This is a genomic window from Phyllobacterium sp. A18/5-2 (genome assembly GCF_025452215.1).
In the GTDB taxonomy this organism is placed as follows: domain Bacteria; phylum Pseudomonadota; class Alphaproteobacteria; order Rhizobiales; family Rhizobiaceae; genus Phyllobacterium; species Phyllobacterium sophorae.
Map to the genome: position 1 here is coordinate 1,533,016 of NZ_CP104966.1, position 19,282 is coordinate 1,552,297.

13 protein-coding genes are annotated in these 19,282 nt (G+C 59.6%); 7 read left to right on the plus strand and 6 right to left on the minus strand.

All coding sequences use genetic code 11. The features are described 5' to 3' along the window. The first annotated feature begins 294 nt into the window (after positions 1 to 294). Positions 295 to 2,217, plus strand: coding sequence for an autotransporter assembly complex protein TamA (locus N8E89_RS07665; RefSeq protein WP_245448580.1), 1,923 nt, complete (start codon positions 295 to 297; stop codon positions 2,215 to 2,217). Continuing rightward, on the plus strand, positions 2,214 to 6,815 hold the full coding sequence (locus N8E89_RS07670; RefSeq protein ID WP_262261641.1) for a translocation/assembly module TamB domain-containing protein: 4,602 nt from the start codon (positions 2,214 to 2,216) through the stop codon (positions 6,813 to 6,815). Before N8E89_RS07665 ends, N8E89_RS07670 begins: the two co-directional genes overlap by 4 nt. 24 nt (positions 6,816 to 6,839) lie before the next feature. Here N8E89_RS07670 and N8E89_RS07675 read toward each other — a convergent pair whose 3' ends face one another. The 4 genes from N8E89_RS07675 to N8E89_RS07690 all read right to left on the minus strand — a co-directional run bounded on the left by N8E89_RS07675 (position 6,840) and on the right by N8E89_RS07690 (position 10,344). Then, a complete protein-coding gene (locus N8E89_RS07675) occupies positions 6,840 to 7,361 on the minus strand; it encodes a winged helix DNA-binding protein (RefSeq protein ID WP_106662629.1) in 522 nt (173 codons plus the stop codon). A 76-nt stretch (positions 7,362 to 7,437) separates the two neighbouring features. After that, entirely contained in the window at positions 7,438 to 8,421 is a 984-nt protein-coding gene (locus N8E89_RS07680; protein WP_106662335.1) for a TRAP transporter substrate-binding protein, read from the minus strand. A 16-nt stretch (positions 8,422 to 8,437) separates the two neighbouring features. Beyond that, positions 8,438 to 9,754: a TRAP transporter large permease gene (locus N8E89_RS07685; RefSeq protein WP_106662336.1), complete on the minus strand. Its 1,317-nt coding sequence runs from the start codon at positions 9,752 to 9,754 to the stop codon at positions 8,438 to 8,440. 65 nt (positions 9,755 to 9,819) lie between these two features. After that, a complete protein-coding gene (locus tag N8E89_RS07690; RefSeq protein ID WP_262261646.1) occupies positions 9,820 to 10,344 on the minus strand; it encodes a TRAP transporter small permease in 525 nt (174 codons plus the stop codon). Positions 10,345 to 10,558: 214 nt separating this feature from the next. Here N8E89_RS07690 and N8E89_RS07695 point away from each other — a divergent pair, with 214 nt between their 5' ends. Then, positions 10,559 to 14,176, plus strand: a complete 3,618-nt coding sequence (locus N8E89_RS07695) for a hydantoinase B/oxoprolinase family protein (RefSeq protein WP_106662338.1) — start codon at positions 10,559 to 10,561, stop codon at positions 14,174 to 14,176. Positions 14,177 to 14,277: 101 nt separating this feature from the next. On the opposite strand, the gene N8E89_RS07700 is transcribed toward N8E89_RS07695, so the two are convergent. After that, positions 14,278 to 14,523: a hypothetical protein gene (locus N8E89_RS07700; RefSeq protein ID WP_106662339.1), complete on the minus strand. Its 246-nt coding sequence runs from the start codon at positions 14,521 to 14,523 to the stop codon at positions 14,278 to 14,280. Positions 14,524 to 14,679: 156 nt separating this feature from the next. On the opposite strand from N8E89_RS07700, the gene N8E89_RS07705 reads away from it, so the two are divergent. From N8E89_RS07705 to N8E89_RS07720, 4 genes are all read left to right on the plus strand, one after another. Continuing rightward, complete coding sequence (locus tag N8E89_RS07705) at positions 14,680 to 15,318, plus strand: TetR/AcrR family transcriptional regulator (RefSeq protein ID WP_262261649.1); 639 nt, start codon at positions 14,680 to 14,682, stop codon at positions 15,316 to 15,318. A gap of 497 nt (positions 15,319 to 15,815) precedes the next feature. Beyond that, entirely contained in the window at positions 15,816 to 16,073 is a 258-nt protein-coding gene (locus tag N8E89_RS07710; RefSeq protein WP_106662341.1) for a DUF982 domain-containing protein, read from the plus strand. Between the two features lie 98 nt (positions 16,074 to 16,171). Beyond that, on the plus strand, positions 16,172 to 16,735 hold the full coding sequence (locus N8E89_RS07715) for a methylated-DNA--[protein]-cysteine S-methyltransferase (protein WP_106662342.1): 564 nt from the start codon (positions 16,172 to 16,174) through the stop codon (positions 16,733 to 16,735). A gap of 138 nt (positions 16,736 to 16,873) precedes the next feature. Beyond that, a complete protein-coding gene (locus N8E89_RS07720; RefSeq protein WP_106662343.1) occupies positions 16,874 to 18,418 on the plus strand; it encodes an FAD-dependent oxidoreductase in 1,545 nt (514 codons plus the stop codon). A gap of 22 nt (positions 18,419 to 18,440) precedes the next feature. On the opposite strand, the gene N8E89_RS07725 is transcribed toward N8E89_RS07720, so the two are convergent. Continuing rightward, on the minus strand, positions 18,441 to 19,280 hold the full coding sequence (locus tag N8E89_RS07725) for a fumarylacetoacetate hydrolase family protein (protein ID WP_106662344.1): 840 nt from the start codon (positions 19,278 to 19,280) through the stop codon (positions 18,441 to 18,443). Positions 19,281 to 19,282 lie beyond the last annotated feature (2 nt).

Sequence of the window (19,282 nt, forward strand, 5' to 3'; positions counted from 1 at the left end):
AGTATATAAGTAAGGGATATCTTCTGGGACTGCAACAGGGACATGAAATTTCACGTGAATAACAAAAAGTGATCCGCAATTCGGGCAGGATACGGGCGGTATTGTGGCCTTAAGGTCACAAGCCGCGCCTTGCACAGCCGCGCCAGGGCTATGGCGGGTTGGCCAGCCAGTACCGGCATGTTATCGTTTTCTTAAGCTCGGGAGGCGAATTTTATCGATCGCAGGTAATGTTTCTCCGTTCCTGCGGCGTATTTGTGTGTTTTTCGTGAGTAGGGATTTAACTGGTTGATCGACTTGAGGCGCCCACAGGCCAGTTTTTTCGGCGCCGCTCTGCTGGCATTTACCGCTCTTGTTTCGCCAGCGCAGGCTTTCGACCTTTTCGGCATTCATCTCTGGGGCGAAAGGAAAGATGCGGATGCGGATGCGGTAATCGCCGATCCGCACAAATACACCGTAGACATTTCAGCCATTGACAACAAGGAAACGAAAAAGCTTGTCGAAGGGGCATCCAGCCTCATAGCCGACGAGGACAAGCCGGCGTCCGGCGCTGCGGGCCTGCTTGCGAAGGCAAGGGGCGATTATCGCCGCATCCTTGGCGCTCTCTATGCTGATGGCCGCTATGGCGGAACAATCAGCATCAAGGTCGGTGGAAAGGAAGCCAGCGATATCCCGCCGGATGCAACGCTGCCAAACCCCGCGCCGGTGACGATCTCTGTCGATCCGGGTCCCCAGTTCCTGTTCGCCACCGCCCGCGTCGAGAACATGGCGCCCCCGCCGATCGATCCGAAGGACGTGGTGGATCGACCGGAAGACCAAGGTTTTGCTCCCGGTGATGTCGCCAGATCGACGGCCATCGTCAAGGCTGAACGGCTCGCTGTCGATGCGTGGCGTGAACAGGGGCATCCCAAGGCAAGAATTGTCTCGCGCGAAGTGCTTGCCGATCATAACAACAACAGGGTCGATGCCACAATTGAGGTCGATCCCGACCGGCGCGCTGTTTTCGGGCCGGTGGGGGTGACGGGGACAGAGCGCATGGACCCGGAATTCGTCGCTTTCATCACCGGCTTGCAGCCTGGGGTGGAGTATGACCCCGATGAGATCGAACGCGCCAGGAAGCGCCTGTCGCGTCTCGAGGTCTTCCGGTCGGCCCGCATCGAGGAAGCCGAGGCTATCACGAGCGGCGGCCTCCTGCCGATTACAGTCGCCGTTCAGGAACAGAAGCTCCGGCGTTTCGGTTTGGGCGGCTCCTATTCGACGCTGGATGGCGCCGGTTTCGAAGCATTCTGGCTGCACCGCAACCTGTTCGGCAGGGCAGAGCGGCTGCGCTTCGACGCGAGGATCAGCGGCATCGGGGATCAGTCCTACGATCCGCAGGATTATAGCTACCTGCTTGGCGTCAGTTTCACCAAGCCGGGCGTCTTTACGCCCGATACCGATTTCATCTCGTCGCTGATCGGCGAGCGCAAAGTTCTCGACGCTTATACCCAAACGTCGGTTACCGCCGATGCCGGCTTCACCCACGTTTTCTCCGATGAACTATCCGGCAAGATCACTGCGAATATCTCAAAATCCCGCTTCGACGATGATTTCTTTGGCAAGCGCGACTTCCTGACAGCTGGTCTGCTTGGCGGTCTGACCTATGACAGCCGCGACAGCAAGGTGGATCCCTCCCGCGGCTATTTTCTCGAAGGGCTGCTGTCGCCATTCTACGAGTTCGAGTACGGCAATTTCGCCACCAAGTTCACCGCCGAAGGCCGCACCTATTACAGTTTCGATGCAGACAGCCGCTTCATTCTCGCTGGCCGCTTGAAACTTGGCACGATCGTGGGAGCCGAGGTCGCCGAACTGCCGCCTGACCAGCTCTTCTTCGCCGGTGGCGGTGGCTCCATACGTGGTTATGCTTATCGGAACGTGGGCGTTAACGTGACGAGGGATGGCGAGGACTTTGTCATTGGAGGACGCTCGCTGATCGAAAGCTCCGTGGAGGCACGCATCCGCATGACCGAGACGATCGGCGTCGTTGGTTTTGTCGACGCAGGCTATGTTGGCGAGGAGTCCTTCCCGGATTTCGCCGAGAACATGCGAGTGGGTGTGGGCGCCGGTCTGCGTTATAATACCGGCCTCGGCCCCATTCGGCTCGATTTCGCCGTGCCGCTCGACCCGACGGACGACGATCCGGATTTTGCATTTTACGTTGGCATAGGACAGGCGTTTTGACCAGGATCATAGCAGTCATATTTCTGCTGCTGTTTGCAGCCCCGGCTGTGGCGCAGGATAGTTCCGAGGCTGAGAAGTCCTACTTCCTGAGCTTTGTCCAGAATCAGCTCTCGACGCCCAATCGCCAGATCGTCATCTCGGATATCCGGGGCGTTCTCTCGTCCGAGGCCAGCATCGGCAGTATTACGGTCGCCGATCGCGAAGGCATCTGGCTGAGGGTCACCAATGCGAAAATCGTCTGGAGCCGCCTCGCGCTTTTGCGTGGCCGCCTCGACGTCAACACGCTTGCCGCCGATCGCATCGACATATTGCGCAAACCGCTGCCCGATGAGAGCCTGCCTTCACCCGAAGCAAAACCCTTCAGCCTGCCGGAACTGCCATTGGCCGTGATCCTGCAGGACTTACAGGTAGGGCGTATCGCATTCGGTGATGGAGTTTTTGGTCTGAAATCGGAAATCTCCCTGGCTGGCAATGTGAGGCTTGAAGGTGGTTCGCTGGATTCCAACCTGCAGGTGCAACGCCTCGACGGCCCGGGCGGCGAGTTCAAGATCAAGGCCGCCTACGCAAATGAAAGCCAGAAGCTCGATCTCGACCTGACGCTGAACGAGCCGGAAAATGGCATCGTCGCCAACCTCCTGAACATCGAAGGCAAACCACCCGTGGCGCTGGCTCTGAAGGGCTCAGGTCCCTTGAGTGACCTCGCTCTGCAGTTGACGCTCGATGCGGCCGGCAAGCGTGTGTTGACCGGTGAAACGAAGCTTGATCGCCAGACTGACGGGCTTGGCTTCCAAACCACTGTGAATGGTGAGATCGCCGGACTGATACCGCCAATCTTCCGTGACTTTTTCGGCAATGAAACAGCACTCATCGTCAATGGGGTATTGCGTGACGCCGGAGGTGTGGCGCTTGACCGATTGAATATCAAAAGCAATGCATTGGCTCTGGATGCAACGGGCGAGACCACGAATGATGGTTTCCTCCGCCGCCTCAAGGTCGATGCGACCATTGCCGACCCGACCGGCAAGAAGGTGATCCTGCCTGTGAAGGGCGGCGAGACGACGGTCGACAAGGCTGTGCTGGCTGTCGCCTATGGAACCAACCGGGGTGACGACTGGACGAGTACAGTCGAGATAACGAATTTCACATCGGACAGCTTCGCTTCGAAATCCATCAATCTGATTGGCCGGGGCCTTGCCCAGAATATCGACAACCCGACGGAGCGTTCGCTGACTTACGACGTGACGGGCGATATCTCGGGCGTCACCGCCAAGCGCGCGGACATCGCTGAAGCGCTGGGTGAACTCATTCAGCTCAAGATCAATGGTGACTGGAAGGCAGGAAACCCGGTCAATCTCAAGCAGGCGCTGATCGCTGCCAATGGCTTGAGCGCGTCGCTGACCGGCACCATCAACGACTTTGCCTATAGCGGCGACATTTTTGTGAAGGCATCGAGCATAGCGCCATTCTCCGCGCTGGCGGGTCGCGATCTCGCCGGTTCGATCGATCTGAAGGCCAATGGCCTGGTCGAGGCATTGACGGGCGGCTTCGACCTGATGCTGGACGGCTATGCCACCGGCATGCAGCTCGGCATCGATGCGGCCGACAAGGTGCTTGCGGGCGAGACGCGCATCACCGGCGGGCTGGCGCGCAACGCGAACGGCCTCACTGCCAGGAACTTCAAAGTCGTGAACCCGCAGACGCTGGTCACGGCCGACGGCACCTTTGCGAGCGGCGCGGCAAACTTTGATTTCGGGCTCAATCTCACCGATCTCGCGCTGCTTTCCGAAAAGGCCGGTGGCGCGCTCAAGGTCAGGGGCAGTGCACGCGGTCAGGATAATATCATCGCGCTTGCCTTCAATGCCGGCGTACCCGAAGGCACCCTGTCCGGGCGCAAGCTGACGCAGGGTGATCTGACCTTTAACGGCACGCTTTACAAGGGCATCGTCGACGGCAAGGTGTCGGGCCTCGCCTTCCTGGATGGTATCCGCGCCGACCTTGCAACGGAAATCGCCGTCCACGATGATGAAAAGCGTCTCAGCAATATCCAGTTCATTGCGGGCGGCACCCGCCTTCGCGGCGACGTCACTCAAGATAAAAAGGGATTGCTACAGGGCAATCTGACGCTCGCTTCCAGCGACGTGTCGACGGCCGCAGCATTGTTTCTGGTCGAGGCGACAGGCAAGGCAGATGCGACGATCGCTCTCGCGCATGACGGAGAGAAGCAGAATGTCGATATCAAAGGTCAGATCGACGGCTTGAAAGCCAATGACATTGTCATCGGCAAGGCGGCGGTTGCGCTGGCGGCGCAGGATATTTTCAAGGTTCCATCGGCCAACGGATCAGTGACGGCATCTGACGTATCGGCATCGGGCATCGACATAACCGGCCTCGACGCCCAGGCGGCGCAGGACGGCAAGACCACCAATTTCAAGATGAATGCCGGCCTGAAGAATGGCGCCAGGACGTCCGTGGGCGGCTCGCTGCAGCCGACCGACAAGGGTTATCTCCTGTCTCTCGCCAATGCGGATCTGACGCGTGGGGCACTGAGCGCCAGACTCGTCCAGCCCGCCACAATCAACGTTGCGGGCAGTAATTTCACGCTCAGCGACATCATCCTCGACGTCGGCCATGGCAAGGTGACGGTCAGCGGCGAAATTGCAGAGACGCTTAACCTGGCAGTTGCCATTCAGAGACTGCCGCTCGATATCGCCAATACGATCAAGCCGGATCTTGGGCTTGGCGGCGAGATCAACGGTACGGCAAGGATCGGTGGCACGCGCGTGAAGCCGGATGTCAATTTTGACATGCAGGCTCGTGCCATCACAGCTGCCGCATTGAAAAAAGCCGGGCTCGACGCGCTCAACCTCGACGCGAAGGGTACCTCCACGACGGACCGGCTCAATGTCGATGCGCATCTCACCGGCGCCGGTGGGCTCGATGCTTCCGCCAAGGGTTCGATACCCCTTGCGCAGGGCCAGCTCGGCGTGGATTTCGATCTGAAGAGTTTTCCGCTGAACGCATTGAATGACGTTGTGAAGGGCCAGAACCTGGCCGGGAATATTTCCGGGCGTGGCCGGGTCACCGGTACTTTGCAAAGGCCCAATGCCGAGTTCGATCTGAAAGGCGCAGGGCTTTCCGCCAGGCCGCTGCAGGAGGCAGGCCTTGCACCATTGCAGCTTGCCGCCGCCGGCCGCTTTGCCAACAATACGCTGACCCTCTCCTCCGCCAAAGCGGATGGACCGCAGGGCTTCACCGTTTCGGCCAGTGGCAACGTCCCGCTGTCCGGGTCGGGCCTCGGCATCAATGTTACCGGCAATATCCCGCTGTTCCTTGCCAATCGCTTCATGGCCGATCGCGGGACCCAGGCAAAGGGTGTCATCGAAGTGACCGCGTCGGTGACGGGTAGTTTTGCACAACCGCAGATACGCGGCATGTTTTCGACCAATGGTGCGGAGGTCCTCGATCCGGAAGCCAATATCAGGCTGCAGCGCATAACGCTGCTTGGCAGCATGGACGGAACGACCATCACCATCCGCACGCTCAATGCCGCGCTGTCGACCGGAGGAACGATCAGTGCCACCGGCACGATTTCTACGGATGCCGCTGCTAATTTCCCGGCAAATATCGACATCAGGCTGGACAAGGCGCGCTATGCCGACGGCAATCTCGTGGTCGCTACGGTTACCGGTGCACTTGCCGTCAAAGGTCCTCTGACCCGCGACCCCGTCATTTCCGGCAACATCAATATCGATCGTGCCGAAATCACGGTTCCGGAAAGCTTCGGCGGCTCGAACGCGGTCATCGACGTCAAGCACAGGGATCCGTCCAGGGCCGTGGAGCAGACACTGAAGCGGGCAAGGGCGGACCAGCCGCAAGTGGCGACACCGACGGCCCGCCCCAGCGTCGTGCGGCTCGACATAAACGTTACCGCCCCCAACAGGATCTTCATCCGCGGCCGCGGCCTCGATGCGGAAATCGGCGGCTCCGTTCGCCTGACCGGGCCCGCTACCGATATTCAGCCGGTCGGTGCATTCGACCTCATCCGTGGCCGCCTCGGCATTCTCGGCCAGCGCATTACTTTCACCGAAGGTCAGGTCACGCTGGTCGGGGATCTCGATCCCGAATTGAACTTCGTTGCCAGCACGCAAGGTACCGATATCACTGTGAACGTCACCGTCCGGGGCCGTGTTTCGGACCTGCAAATCAGCTTCTCGTCGCAGCCTGAACTGCCCCAGGACGAGGTCATGGCGCGGCTGATCTTCAACCGGTCGATCAGCGAATTGTCACCGCTGCAGGTGGCCCGTCTGGCGGCCGCCGCGGCCGAGCTTGCGGGCGGCTCGAATTCCTCCCTGCTCGAAAGCTTGCGCAAGAGCACCGGCCTCGACGATCTTGATGTGGTGACCGACAGTCAGGGCAATGCCGGTGTGCGGGCCGGACGCTATATCCGCGACAATGTCTATCTGGGTGTCGAAGCTGGTGCCGCCGGCAAGACGAAGGGCACCATTAATCTGGACATCACCCCCAGCCTGAAAGCCAAGGGTTCAATCGGTAGCGATGGCGATTCCGGCGCGGGATTGTTCTTCGAAAAGGACTATTGACCGGCCCCGGCACCGTGGATGAAGCTACATCGAGGCAGCGGCCCGGCAGGCTTGGTCGTAATGGCCGGAAAGCGCGCGAATGCGTGCTGCGATCACCGAGAGTGTTTCGCCGGAAACTTCCGTGGCGAGCACGGATTTGACCAGGAGTGCCTCCCGGATCGCCGCGTAACGCGCGCAGGCCGCCTCTCCCGCGCTTGTGGCCATCACCAGTTTTTCCTTGCCGCGTTTGCCGGCCTTGATCAGCTTCAATCGCTCCAGTTTCTTCAGCGCATAGTTGACCACATGCGTGTCTTCGATGTTGAGGACCAGGCAAATATCGGCGAGCGTCTTCGGCTTGCCGCGACTGTTTATGTTGTGAAGGACCAGAACATCCAGCGGCGAGAGATCGGGAACCCCTGCCGCCGCCATGCAGCGCACCATCCAGCGGCTGAAAGCATGGTTCAGCATGATCATGCCGAACTCGATCTCAGAGAGTGCGGGAAGGGCGCCCGTCGCAAGATGCCCCGATGAAACAATGGGTCCGAGCGTTTCTTCGTCACTTGCCACGATCAAGCCTCTCCTGCCGGAATTCAGATTTTTTCAAACGCCGCCGGCCGGCGGCGTTTGAATGCTCTCCGCTCTATTACATTTTCTTGTAGGCATCCAGAATGGCGGTACCTTTGTCGCCTGCCTTAGTCAGCCAGTCCTGGGTGAGCTTGGAACCTATTTCGCCGAGTCCGTTTTTCAAGTCGTCGCCCGGTGCTTCGACGGACATGCCATTGGACTTGAGCTGGTCCATGTAGCTTGCGGTCTTTGCGGCCGCGAGCTCCCAGCCGCGCGTCTCGGCGTTGGCTGCTGCCTCCAGGACCGCCGTTTGCACCGCCGGATCGAGAGCTTCGAAGCTCGCCTTGTTGACGAAGATCACGTTCTTCGGAATCCAGGCCTGCGTATCATAATAGTGGGTCAGCGACTCCCAGATCTTGCTGTCGACACCGGTGGCGCTCGATGTCATGAGCCCGTCGACCACCCCCGTAGCAAGAGCCTGCGGCAATTCCGCTGCCTGTATGGTAACTGGCTGAGCGCCGACAAGTTCGGCGATCCGCGAGGTGCCGACATTGTAGGCGCGCCATTTGAGGCCCTTCATATCGGCGACGGTCACCAGGTCCTTCTTCGTGAAAATGCCCTGTGGCGGCCAGGGGGTCGCATAAAGCAGTTTCAACCCTTGAGCATCCAGCGCGGCGGCCACGGTCTCCTTTGATGCGGCCCAGAGCTTCTTCGACTGATCGAAGCTGGTGGCGAGGAAGGGCACCACGTCGACACCGAAGACGGGATTTTCGTTCTCGTGCAATGACAGCAGGACTTCGCCAGCCTGGGCCTGGCTCGTCTGCACCGCCCGCTTGATATCCGGCGCTTTGAACAGAGCCGCATTGGGGTGAATGGTAATCTTCAATTCGCCTTTCGTGGCCGCATCCACGTCGGCGGCGAACTGGGTCAGATTCTGTACGTGATAGTTGGCCGGTGGATAGGCCGACGGCAGGACCCATTGCGTTTCCGCTAATGAGGGTACGGCGGTTGCGAGCAAAGCCGCGGCAGCAAAGCCAAGACCGGCGAGCGTGGATGTTCCCATTTCCTATCTCCTTTGATTATCCCGGGAATGCCATTCGCGGCAGAACCATCACGATTTCCGGGAAGATGGTGATGATGGCGACAGTCGCCATGAGCAGAAAGAAGAAGGGCAGCGCCGCGCGTGCCACCGTCAGACTGTCTCGCCCGCTCATGGTTTGCAAAACGAAAAGATTGAAGCCAACCGGCGGCGAGACCTCCGCCATTTCGACGATCAGCACCAGGAAGATGCCGAACCAGACGAGATCGAAGCCGGCTTGCTGAATCATCGGCAGGACGACGACGGTGGTCAGCACGATCATCGAGAGGCCGTCGAGTGCGGCGCCCAGCAGGATATACATGATCGTGAGTACAGTGATCAGCGCATAAGGGCTGAGATGAAAACTGTCGACCCAGGCGGCAAGCGCATTCGGTATGCCCGTATAGCCCATGGCGATCGACATGAAGCCGGCGCCGGTCAGGATCAGCATGATCATGCAGGTGAGCCGGGTCGCGCCCATGACGCTCTCCCAGAAGGCGCTCCGTGTCAGTGTGCCCGACCATGCCGCGATTCCCAGCGAGCCGAGCACGCCCCAAGCGGCACATTCGGTTGCCGTCGCCCAGCCAAGCAGCAGCGTGGCGAAGACGAGTACGATGAGCAGCATGACCGGGATGAGGTTGACGGATTCGCTCAGCTTCTGTTTCAACGTCATTTTTGGTGGTGCCGGGGGCATTTTGTCCGGATTCATGAGTGCCCAGATAGCGATATAGCCGGAGTAGAGCACCATGACGACGGCGCTCGGCAGGAAGCCCGCGAGGAATATCTGGATGATGGAAACATTCGCCGCGACGGCATATACGACCATGGTGATCGAAGGCGGAATGAGAATACCAAGCGTCCCTGCGCCCGCCAGCGAACCGAGACTTACCATCTCGTCATAGCCGCGCTTCTTGAGTTCGGGCAAAGCAATCTTGGCGATCATTGCGGTCGTCGCCGCCGACGATCCGGAGATAGAGCCGAAAAGTCCGCAACCAATCACATTTACATGCATCAGCCGTCCGGGCAGCCAGCCGAGCCAGGGCGCGAGGCCGCGGAACATTTCTTCCGAGAGGCGCGTACGAAACAGGATCTCGCCCATCCAGATGAAGAGCGGCAGTGCTGCGAGACTCCATGAGGCGCTGTTGCTCCACGAATTTGTGGCAAGCACCGAACCGATAGGAATACCGCCCGGTACGAACAGCATGGCAATCCAGCCACAGACGAGGAGTGCGATACCGATCCAGACGCCGCTGGCAAGCAGCGCAAGCAGGACGACCAGAACAACACCGGCAATTTCAACCAGTTGAAGCGTATCCATTGTGTTACGCTCCGCTCTGCATGGCGCGTTCGATGATCTCCTCGGGGGTTTCCGCCGGCGGTCTCTCATAGCGCGGGGCGCCGCCGAGGAGCACGTGGATCAGTTCGTCGATGAAGGCGATCGCAAGGACCACCAGCCCGCCGGCGAGATCCGAGTTGCGGTATCCAGAGAGGGACCGCTATCACACCCTGAGACAGATCGTTGAAGCGCCAGGAAAAACTCGTCATCTGCACCGCGTGCCAGGCGAAATAGAGTGTCGAGGCCAACCCGATCAGAAGGCAGACTATCTCGATCGCCTGCCGCGTGCGTCCACTGAATCGATCGATCAGCAGCCCGACGCGGATGATCTCACCGGAGCGGAATGTGTGCGCCAGTCCGAGAAACGCCGTGGCCGCCATGCACCAGGAGGCAAAATCGTCGGCCGCCGGCAGATCGATGCCAAGAGGCCGTCCGGCGGACAGGGCCAGCATGATAAGGAAAATGGCGATCAGGAAGGCGCCGGCCAGGTAGCCGGACCAGAGATAGAGACCATCGAGAAGTTTGCGCACAATCGTCACCGAAGCGGCGCTGCGTGAAGTCTCAGAGGACATATGCTGCCCTCCGCATGACCAATGTGTACATTGTTCGGCTCCCCTCGGTTGCCGGTTGCCGGGTGGCGTTCTCTGTCGCCTTGCCCATTCTGTAAGCATGATGCATTAGGAGGCATTTTCTTGTCAACTAATCATTGACGTTTTATCGACAAAATGTTTTTGTTGACGTCAGGGCAACCGCAGGCTGCAATTTCTGGAAGGTGGAACAACGGTCATGGCAAACGGAAAATGGGATTTCTGGATAGATCGCGGCGGCACGTTCACGGATGTTGTCGCCCGGCAGCCGGATGGTACGCTTGTTGCGCACAAGCTTCTGTCCGAAAATCCGGAAGCTTATCGTGATGCCGCAGTTCAGGGGATCCGCGAACTTATGGGGCTGTTGCCAGAGGAGAGCATTGCACCGGGCTCCGTCGACACAGTAAAAATGGGAACTACCGTCGCGACGAATGCACTCCTCGAACGCAAGGGGGAACCGACGCTGCTGCTGATCACGCGCGGCTTCCGCGATGCACTTGAAATCGGATATCAGGCGCGCGCGGACATCTTTGCCAAGGAAATCATCAAGCCGGAGCTCCTCTACAGCGCCGTTGCGGAAATCGATGAACGCGTACGCGCAGACAGCACCGTGGAGATAGCTGTTGATCCCGGTGCCATCCGCGCCGAACTCGAACGGCATTTCGCTTTGGGCCTGCGTTCTGTCGCCATCGTCTTCATGCATGCCTTCCGCTACCCCGATCATGAGAGGATTGCGGCCAGCCTCGCCCGCGAGGCCGGTTTCACACAGGTCTCGGTCAGCCATCAGGTTTCGCCATTGATCAAGCTCGTCGGACGCGGGGACACGACCGTCGTCGACGCCTATCTCTCGCCCATTTTGCGCCGTTACGTCGAGCAGGTGGCAGGCGCACTGGGCGCGGACGGCGAGAACGGGGCAAAGCTGATGTTCATGCAGTCTTCGGGTGGCCTCACCGCGGCGCAGCTTTTCCAGGGAAAAGACGCAATCCTTTCCGGACCCGCGGGTGGAGTGGTCGGCGCTGTCGAAACCTCCAGGCTCGCCGGCTTCGGCAAAGTGATCGGTTTTGACATGGGCGGCACCTCTACCGATGTCTCGCATTTTGACGGCGAACTCGAGCGCTCCTTCGAGACGGAAGTAGCCGGTGTCAGGATGCGCGCTCCGATGATGTCGATACACACGGTTGCAGCGGGTGGCGGCTCCATCCTCCACTTTGACAACGGCCGCTTTCGTGTCGGGCCCGATTCTGCCGGCGCCAATCCCGGTCCGAAGGCATACCGCCGTGGCGGACCGCTGACTGTCACCGACGCCAATGTCATGCTTGGCAAGCTCGATCCGGCACTATTTCCCTCCATTTTTGGCCCGGACCGGAATGAGCAGCTGGACGCCGTCTCCGTTCGGGCCGCTTTCGAGGAACTTGCATTGGCGATTGGCGATGGACGCACGGCGGAAGAGGTCGCCGACGGTTTCCTCGCGATCGCCGTCGAGAACATGGCGAATGCCGTCAAGAAGATCAGTGTTCAGCGCGGTTACGACGTGACCGACTATGTACTGACTTCCTTCGGGGGTGCCGGGGGACAGCATGCCTGCCTGACCGCGGATGCGCTGGGCATATCGACGGTCCTCATTCATCCGTTTTCCGGCATTTTGTCCGCCTATGGCATGGGGCTCGCGGATATCCGCGCCACGCGACAGCGCACGATCTCCGATCCGCTTGAACGCGCCCTTGCAACGCTTCAGCCGTTGACGGACGAGCTGACGGAGGCTGTTGTCGCTGAACTGCGGACCCAGGGCGTTCCTGATCCGGAGATCGCGATCATTCACCGCGCCCACATCCGCTACGGCGGAACGGACACGACGATCCCGATTACCGTATCCGACGTCACGACGATGACGAGGGATTTCGAGACGGCGCACCGGAAACAGTTTGGCTTCGTGTTCGAAGGCCGTGAGATAATCTTCGAGGCTTATGAGATCGAAGCGATCGGCGGCGGTGCCGATTCAGCTGAGCCGAGCCTGCCACTCGACACCTCGCCACCGCAGTCTTCGCGCAGTACGCGCTTCTTCTCCGGTGGCAAATGGCACGACGCGCCGGTGTTTCTCCGCAAGGATCTGCGTGCCGGTGCAACGGTCACCGGTCCGGCACTGGTGGCGGAGCCGCATCAGACGATCATCGTGGAAGATGGATGGGCGTTTGAGATCACCGGATTCAATCATGTAGTTCTTCGCCGCATACGTGCGTTCGAACGTGGAAAGGCGATCGGGACGGAGGCCGATCCGGTGCTGCTCGAAGTCTTCAACAATCTCTTCATGTCCATTGCCGAGCAGATGGGCGTCACGCTCCAGAACACGGCGTCGTCGGTAAACATCAAGGAGCGGCTTGATTTTTCCTGCGCGGTTTTCGATGCGAATGGCGCGCTCGTGGCGAACGCACCTCATATGCCGGTGCACCTCGGCTCCATGGACCGGTCGGTCGAAACCGTCATTTCCGCCAATCACGGCCGCATCCGGCCGGGCGATGTCTTTGCGCTCAACGCACCATATAATGGCGGCACCCACCTCCCGGATATCACGGTCGTCACCCCGGTATTCGATGACGCGGGTACGCATATCCTCTTCTACGTCGCGTCGCGTGGTCATCATGCCGATGTTGGCGGAACGGCGCCGGGTTCGATGACGCCATTGGCGACAAGCGTCGACGAGGAGGGCGTCCTGCTGGATAATGTGCTCCTCGTCGACCGCGGACGCTTCGACGAAGCAAAGATCGCTGGTCTCCTGACCCATCATCCCTATCCTGCCCGAAACGTCGCCCAGAACATCGCCGATCTCAGGGCGCAGATCGCCGCCAATGAAAAGGGCGTGCACGAAATGCGCAAGATGATCAACCAGTTCGGCCTCGACGTGGTCACGGCCTATATGGGCCACGTGCAGGACAACGCGGAGGAAAGCGTGCGGCGGCTGATCGCGACGCTGAGCGATTCCTCTTTCGAATACGCGACCGACCAAGGCAGCGTCATCAGGGTCAGGTTGTCAGTTGACCGCCGGAAGCGTGAAGCGACGGTTGATTTCACCGGCACCAGCCCGCAGCAGAAGAACAATTTCAACGCACCGGAGCCAGTAACACGCGCTGCCGTTCTCTACGTCTTCCGCGTGATGGTCGAAAGTGCGATTCCGATGAATGCCGGATGCCTCCGGCCCATCCGTATAATCGTTCCGGAGGGGTCTATGCTAAGGCCGGTCTATCCGGCGGCTGTCGTTGCCGGTAACGTGGAGACGAGCCAGCATGTCACCAACGCCCTCTTCGGCGCGCTTGGTGCGATGGCCGCGAGCCAGGGAACCATGAACAACCTCACCTTCGGCAATGCGACCTACCAGTATTACGAGACGATCTGTTCAGGTTCACCGGCGGGCCGCTATAATGACGGACGCGGATTTGCCGGGACGGATGCGGTTCATGTCCATATGACGAATTCGCGGCTGACTGATCCGGAGATTCTCGAAACCCGTTATCCCGTCCTTTTGGAGGACTTTCATATCCGCTCCGATTCTGGCGCGAAGGGCGAATTTGCGGCCGGCAATGGCACGATCCGTACGATAAGATTCCTCGAGGAGATGGACTGCGCCATCCTGTCGTCGCACAGAACCATCCGGCCGCATGGTCTTTCCGGTGGTGAAGCCGGGGAATTCGGTAAAAACGCTGTGCGGAGGGCTGATGGTGGGATCGAAGACTTGGCTGGCTGTGCGCAGACAACGCTGGCGGCGGGTGAAGCCATTATTATCTCGACGCCAACAGCTGGGGCATATGGTACGCGGCAGACGTGATAACGCTCGGGAAAACGAGGGTTTACATGCGGGCTGCCTGGAAACTTCCCTCCCGGTGAACCGGGAACAGGCGCTCCACGGGCGCCTGTTCCCGAAGATTTTTATGCCGCCCCTTCGCAGCAGGCCGCACGGGCACGGCCGGCAAGGGAAAGAACGCCGTTATGCTTCAAGGCTTGAAGCGATTGTCCCCAGTCCCGGGAGGGTGCGGTTTCGAAGTTTTCCCGGGCTGCAGTTTTGAGAAGGAGCTCGAGATCGCGACGGGTTACATGATCAGCGCGCATGACGGCGTTGATCATGGGATCCGAAAGTACCTCGGAAATGCTAAGATCGGCATATGTCTGTGGCATGATGCTCTCCTTCTCGACAGGTATGAGGGCGTGGGCCCAAGAATAAGTGGATAGGCTTTGGCGGCTTCGGTCAGAATGTCCGGTCAGAATTGACACCCGAGCCAAATGCGTGTTACCGGTAAGTAACAGGCCAATAGTTACTGGACGGTAACATTCATGTCAAGCACCCTTACCCAGAAAATGTCAGATCCTGGTGATGCCGCGATTGGTATCGCGGAATGTAGCGATCGACGTGTGCCTCCGCGCGACCGGATCATTACAAGCGCCATCGAGCTTTTCCGCCAGCACGGTATCAAGGGAATAGGTGTCGATGCGATCGCGGACGCCGCGGATTCCAACAAGATGACGCTCTATCGTCACTTCGGATCGAAAGACGATCTGGTGTGCGAATGCCTTAGACAGGTTTCCGCACGGGGCGAGCAGACTTGGCGTGATCTGGAAAATGCCTATCCGCAAGACCCCATGGGTCAGTTGCATGGCTGGGTGCAGCAAGCGGCCGAAGGCGTCTTTGATGACCCGCACGGCTGCGATCTGGCCAATGCAGCCGTCGAACTGAAAGAAGCCAGCCATCCTGCCCATAAGGTGATTATGGAAGCAAAGAAAGCGCATATGGAGCGTTTGAGCGATCTCTGCCGCAGGGCGGGGATCGAACAGCACGAGCGGCTGGCGGATGCGCTTGTGCTTCTCGCCGAAGGCGCGCGTGTCTGCCGCCAGAGCGTTGGTTCCAACGGTCCTCAGCAGCGGCTGAAGCAAACGTGCGAAGCAATGATAGCCGCGTTCTCGCCGAAACCATAAGAGTACCACCGGTCGAATGGCAATGGTCTGCGCAATCGCGCAAGCAGGTAATGCAGGCGGTGCGCTCGCCCGGCCGGCCGATTGCCGTGAAGCTGTCGTGCCTTTTTCCGGGCTGACGAGCTGGACGACCTCCTTTTGGCTGACCCTGCTGCGCCGAACGGGGCCTGCATCGACGTAGAGATGCGGCATGTGCGCCGAATTGGGTATTGCAGTTCCAACTCAAATCTGAGATCGTTTGGACAGCCCTGAACAGCAAACAAAAAAGAATGGGGTATAAGGAGGAAACATAGTTCGCAATTCTCTTTGAGGAGTTCAACTATGCTTTCACGTTCCGGTCATACCGACATCATTTCTTCGAATACGGTTTCAGGTCCTGCTTTTGGCGGGATACTATTCCGGCGGACAGCTGCGGACAATAACCCGCCATTATCATCGGCGCGGTTTTGGCGAACCTCTGCGTGCCGCGTTCGGGGGCAGAACGAACGGGAGGGGGCGTCATGAGCGACAAGACATTTTCATCGCCGGTAAGGGTCAGTGTTGGCGCTATGGGTCTGCGGTTTGTCGCCTCCGCATGGGAGGCGCTGGAGTGCTTGAAGAATCAATGGCCGCAACAGGACGGCCTTGAATACAAGCGCGCCGTCCGCATCAATCGTGATGCTCTCGAAGGGTGGATGACGCCTGCAAAGGCGAGGCAGGCTTTTGTCAAGGCCGCCCAGCGTGCAGGTGTTTTCATCGATGATTCGCCGCCAAAGTAAATCGAGATCGCTGTTTGCTCCGCATGGTGCAAGAATCGGGTTGAATTTCCGGCCCGGCTGCACGATTCTCATGGCGGATCAAACGTGAGGGCCAAGCGATGGGCCAGGCAATGCATCACTATTCTGTCTTCGAGACCGCTGGCGGCTTTTGCGCCATCGCCTGGAACAGCGTCGGCATCACGCAGTTCCAGCTGCCGACAAGGAGTGAGGAAGCGACGGAGCGTAATTTGTTGCGCCGGCTGCCTGGGGCCGAACCTGCCACTCCCACCGCAGAAATTGTGGAAGCCGTCGCTGCCGTGAGGCGCTATTTCGACGGCGAGGAAACGGATTTTTCTGCATTCAAGCTCGACTTGGGTGAACAGGACGCGTTCTTTGAACAGATCTATGCGGCGGCGCGGCGTCTCGATTGGGGCCATACGACCACCTATGGCGCGTTGGCAAAGCAACTGGGCGCTGGACCGGAAGCGGCACGCGACGTCGGCCAGGCGATGGCCAGGAACCCGGTGCCCTTGATCATCCCCTGCCACCGCGTGTTGGCGGCCGGCGGCAAAGTCGGCGGTTTCTCGGCGCCAGGTGGCTCCGTCGCCAAGGCCCGCATGCTCGAACTGGAAGGTGTTCACGTCGAGCCGCCACCACCGGCACAGCAGTCGTTCGGGTTCTAGCCACCCGTACATGCTCGACTGTTGCTATTGCCTCTTTTATCCCAAGATGACGGGTCGTATGATGGCGGGGCCATAGAGCCCTGATCTTCTGCTGCGCCTTCAGACCTGCGGTCTGTTCGCTTATCGAAGGAGATACCCATGACCGAAAACCCGTCCCCCAGCGGCCCTGACCTGACCCAGGGCATTCCGGTTTCTGCCCTCGACGGAGGGAAGCTCCTCGGTCATGTCGGCAAACAGGATGTGCTCCTGCTGCAGATAGCCGATGAGATTTTAGCAATCGACGCTTTTTGCAGCCACTATCACGGTCCGCTCATTGATGGCCTGGTGGAGGACTACACTGTGCGCTGCCCCTGGCACCACGCCTGCTTCGACCTGCGCAGCGGGGAGGCGCTCCGGGCTCCCGCCATAAGCCCGCTGTCCAGCTGGCGGGTCGATCAGCGAGATGGCCATATCTTCGTCGAGGACAAACGCGACGAGCCTGGCGGTATGCGGCCAGCATCCCGAACGGCCGCGCCCGAAAAGATCGTCATCATTGGTGGCGGCGCGGCGGGGTTCGCTGCGGCGGAAATGCTTCGACGGCATGATTTCCAGGGCAGTATTGTCATGTTGAGCGCGGACACCGCCGGACCGGTCGACCGGCCAAACCTCTCCAAGGACTATCTCGCCGGCAGCGCCCCTGAAGAATGGGTGCCGCTGCGGTCCGAGAAATACTACACCAGGATGAAAATCGATCTCCGCCTTCGAACCGAAGTGACTTCGATCGACAGCAGCGCGCGAAATGTCGTCACCGCGAACGGCGACCAGATCGCCTATGACCGGCTCCTGTTGGCAACTGGCGCGGAACCTGTGCGCCTGACCATTCCCGGCGCGGATCAGCCGAATGTTTATACCCTCCGCACCCTCGATGATTGCCGCGCCATAATTGCAGCGGCACAAGGCGCCCGATGTGCCGTGGTGATCGGCGCCAGCTTTATCGGACTGGAGGTCGCCGCTTCTCTGCGCGCCCGCAATATCGATGTTCGTGTCGTCGCTCCAGGCAAGCGGCCGATGGAGCGGGTCCTCGGACCGGAAATGGGTGATTTCGTCCGCGCACTCCATGAGGAGCATGGTGTCATTTTTCATCTCGAAGATACGGTCGTTGCAATCGAAGGCTCGAAAGTCCGGCTCAGGAGCGGCGCCGTGTACGAGGCTGACTTCATCGTTGCCGGCATTGGGGTACGACCGCGCCTGGCATTGGCCGAGCAGGCAGGACTCACGATCGATGATGGTGTCGTGGTGAACGCCCACCTCGAAACAAGCGTGCCGGGAATTTATGCCGCGGGCGATATTGCGCGCTGGCCAGATCCCTATTCCGGTGAAAACATCAGGGTCGAGCATTGGGTCGTCGCACAACGCCAAGGGCAGGTCGCCGCACGTAACATGCTGGGGCAGCAAGAAAAATTTGATTCGGTGCCGTTCTTTTGGAGCCAGCATTACGACGTCCCGATCAACTACGTGGGGCACGCAGAAAAATGGCAGGAGATCGACGTCGATGGCGACATCAACGCGAGGGACTGCAGCGTGCAATACAAGAAGGACGGACGCATTCTCGCTACAGCCACCATTTATCGAGACCTTGAAAGTCTGGATGCCGAGATTCGCATGGAACGCGCCGGGTCACCCCCGGGGCTGACCCGAGGATAACCGGACGTGAAGTGATGTCAGCTCACCCTTGCACAACTTCCTGGCGCTGCTCGCCCAGGCCTTCAATGCCGAGGGTAATCACATCGCCTGCCTTCAAGAATACGTTGGGCTTCTGGCCAAGGCCGACGCCGGGCGGCGTGCCGGTGGAGATGATGTCGCCGGGATGCAGGCTCATGAATTGCGACAGGTACGAAACGAGATATTTGACGCCGTAGACCATCGTCGCGGATGTGCCGTTCTGATAGCGGTGGCCATTCACCTCGAGCCACATCTTCAGGTTCTGCGGATCCGCGATCTCGTCCTTGGTCACCAGCCAGGGTCCGGTCGGACCAAAGGTGTCGCAGCTCTTGCCCTTGGTCCACTGGCCCTGACGTTCTGCCTGGAAGGCGCGTTCGGACACGTCATTGATCAGGCAATAGCCCGCTACATGGTCCAGCGCCTTGTCTTCGCTAACATATTTCGCATGCTTGCCGATAACCACGCCGAGTTCGACTTCCCAGTCAGTCTTCAGCGACTCCCGTGGGATTTCGACATTGTCGTTCGGGCCGACGATGGCCGATGTAGCCTTCATGAAGATGATTGGTTCCGGCGGAACCTTGGCCCCGGTTTCCGCCGCATGGTCGGAGTAATTGAGGCCGATGCAGATGAACTTGCCGGTCCCCGCCACGCAGGGTCCGTAGCGGGTCACGTTGACCAATGGCAGCGAAGCTGCGTCGATAGCCGCGAGTTTCTTCAACCCCTCCGGAGAAATCGCCTCGCCGGCAATGTCCTTCACATGGGCAGACAGATCACGTACCTGGCCGTCCTTGTCGACAAGACCGGGCTTTTCCTGACCGGCAGGACCATAGCGCAACAGTTTCATGG

Excerpts from the sequence above, each read along its gene's own strand:
- N8E89_RS07680 (WP_106662335.1), bottom strand. The coding sequence starts at position 8,421 with ATGGGAACATCCACGCTCGCCGGTCTTGGCTTTGCTGCCGCGGCTTTG.
- N8E89_RS07685 (WP_106662336.1), bottom strand. The coding sequence starts at position 9,754 with ATGGATACGCTTCAACTGGTTGAAATTGCCGGTGTTGTTCTGGTCGTC.
- N8E89_RS07690 (WP_262261646.1), bottom strand. The coding sequence starts at position 10,344 with ATGTCCTCTGAGACTTCACGCAGCGCCGCTTCGGTGACGATTGTGCGC.
- N8E89_RS07695 (WP_106662338.1), top strand. The coding sequence starts at position 10,559 with ATGGCAAACGGAAAATGGGATTTCTGGATAGATCGCGGCGGCACGTTC.
- N8E89_RS07700 (WP_106662339.1), bottom strand. The coding sequence starts at position 14,523 with ATGCCACAGACATATGCCGATCTTAGCATTTCCGAGGTACTTTCGGAT.
- N8E89_RS07705 (WP_262261649.1), top strand. The coding sequence starts at position 14,680 with ATGTCAAGCACCCTTACCCAGAAAATGTCAGATCCTGGTGATGCCGCG.
- N8E89_RS07710 (WP_106662341.1), top strand. The coding sequence starts at position 15,816 with ATGAGCGACAAGACATTTTCATCGCCGGTAAGGGTCAGTGTTGGCGCT.
- N8E89_RS07715 (WP_106662342.1), top strand. The coding sequence starts at position 16,172 with ATGGGCCAGGCAATGCATCACTATTCTGTCTTCGAGACCGCTGGCGGC.
- N8E89_RS07720 (WP_106662343.1), top strand. The coding sequence starts at position 16,874 with ATGACCGAAAACCCGTCCCCCAGCGGCCCTGACCTGACCCAGGGCATT.
- N8E89_RS07725 (WP_106662344.1), bottom strand. The coding sequence starts at position 19,280 with ATGAAACTGTTGCGCTATGGTCCTGCCGGTCAGGAAAAGCCCGGTCTT.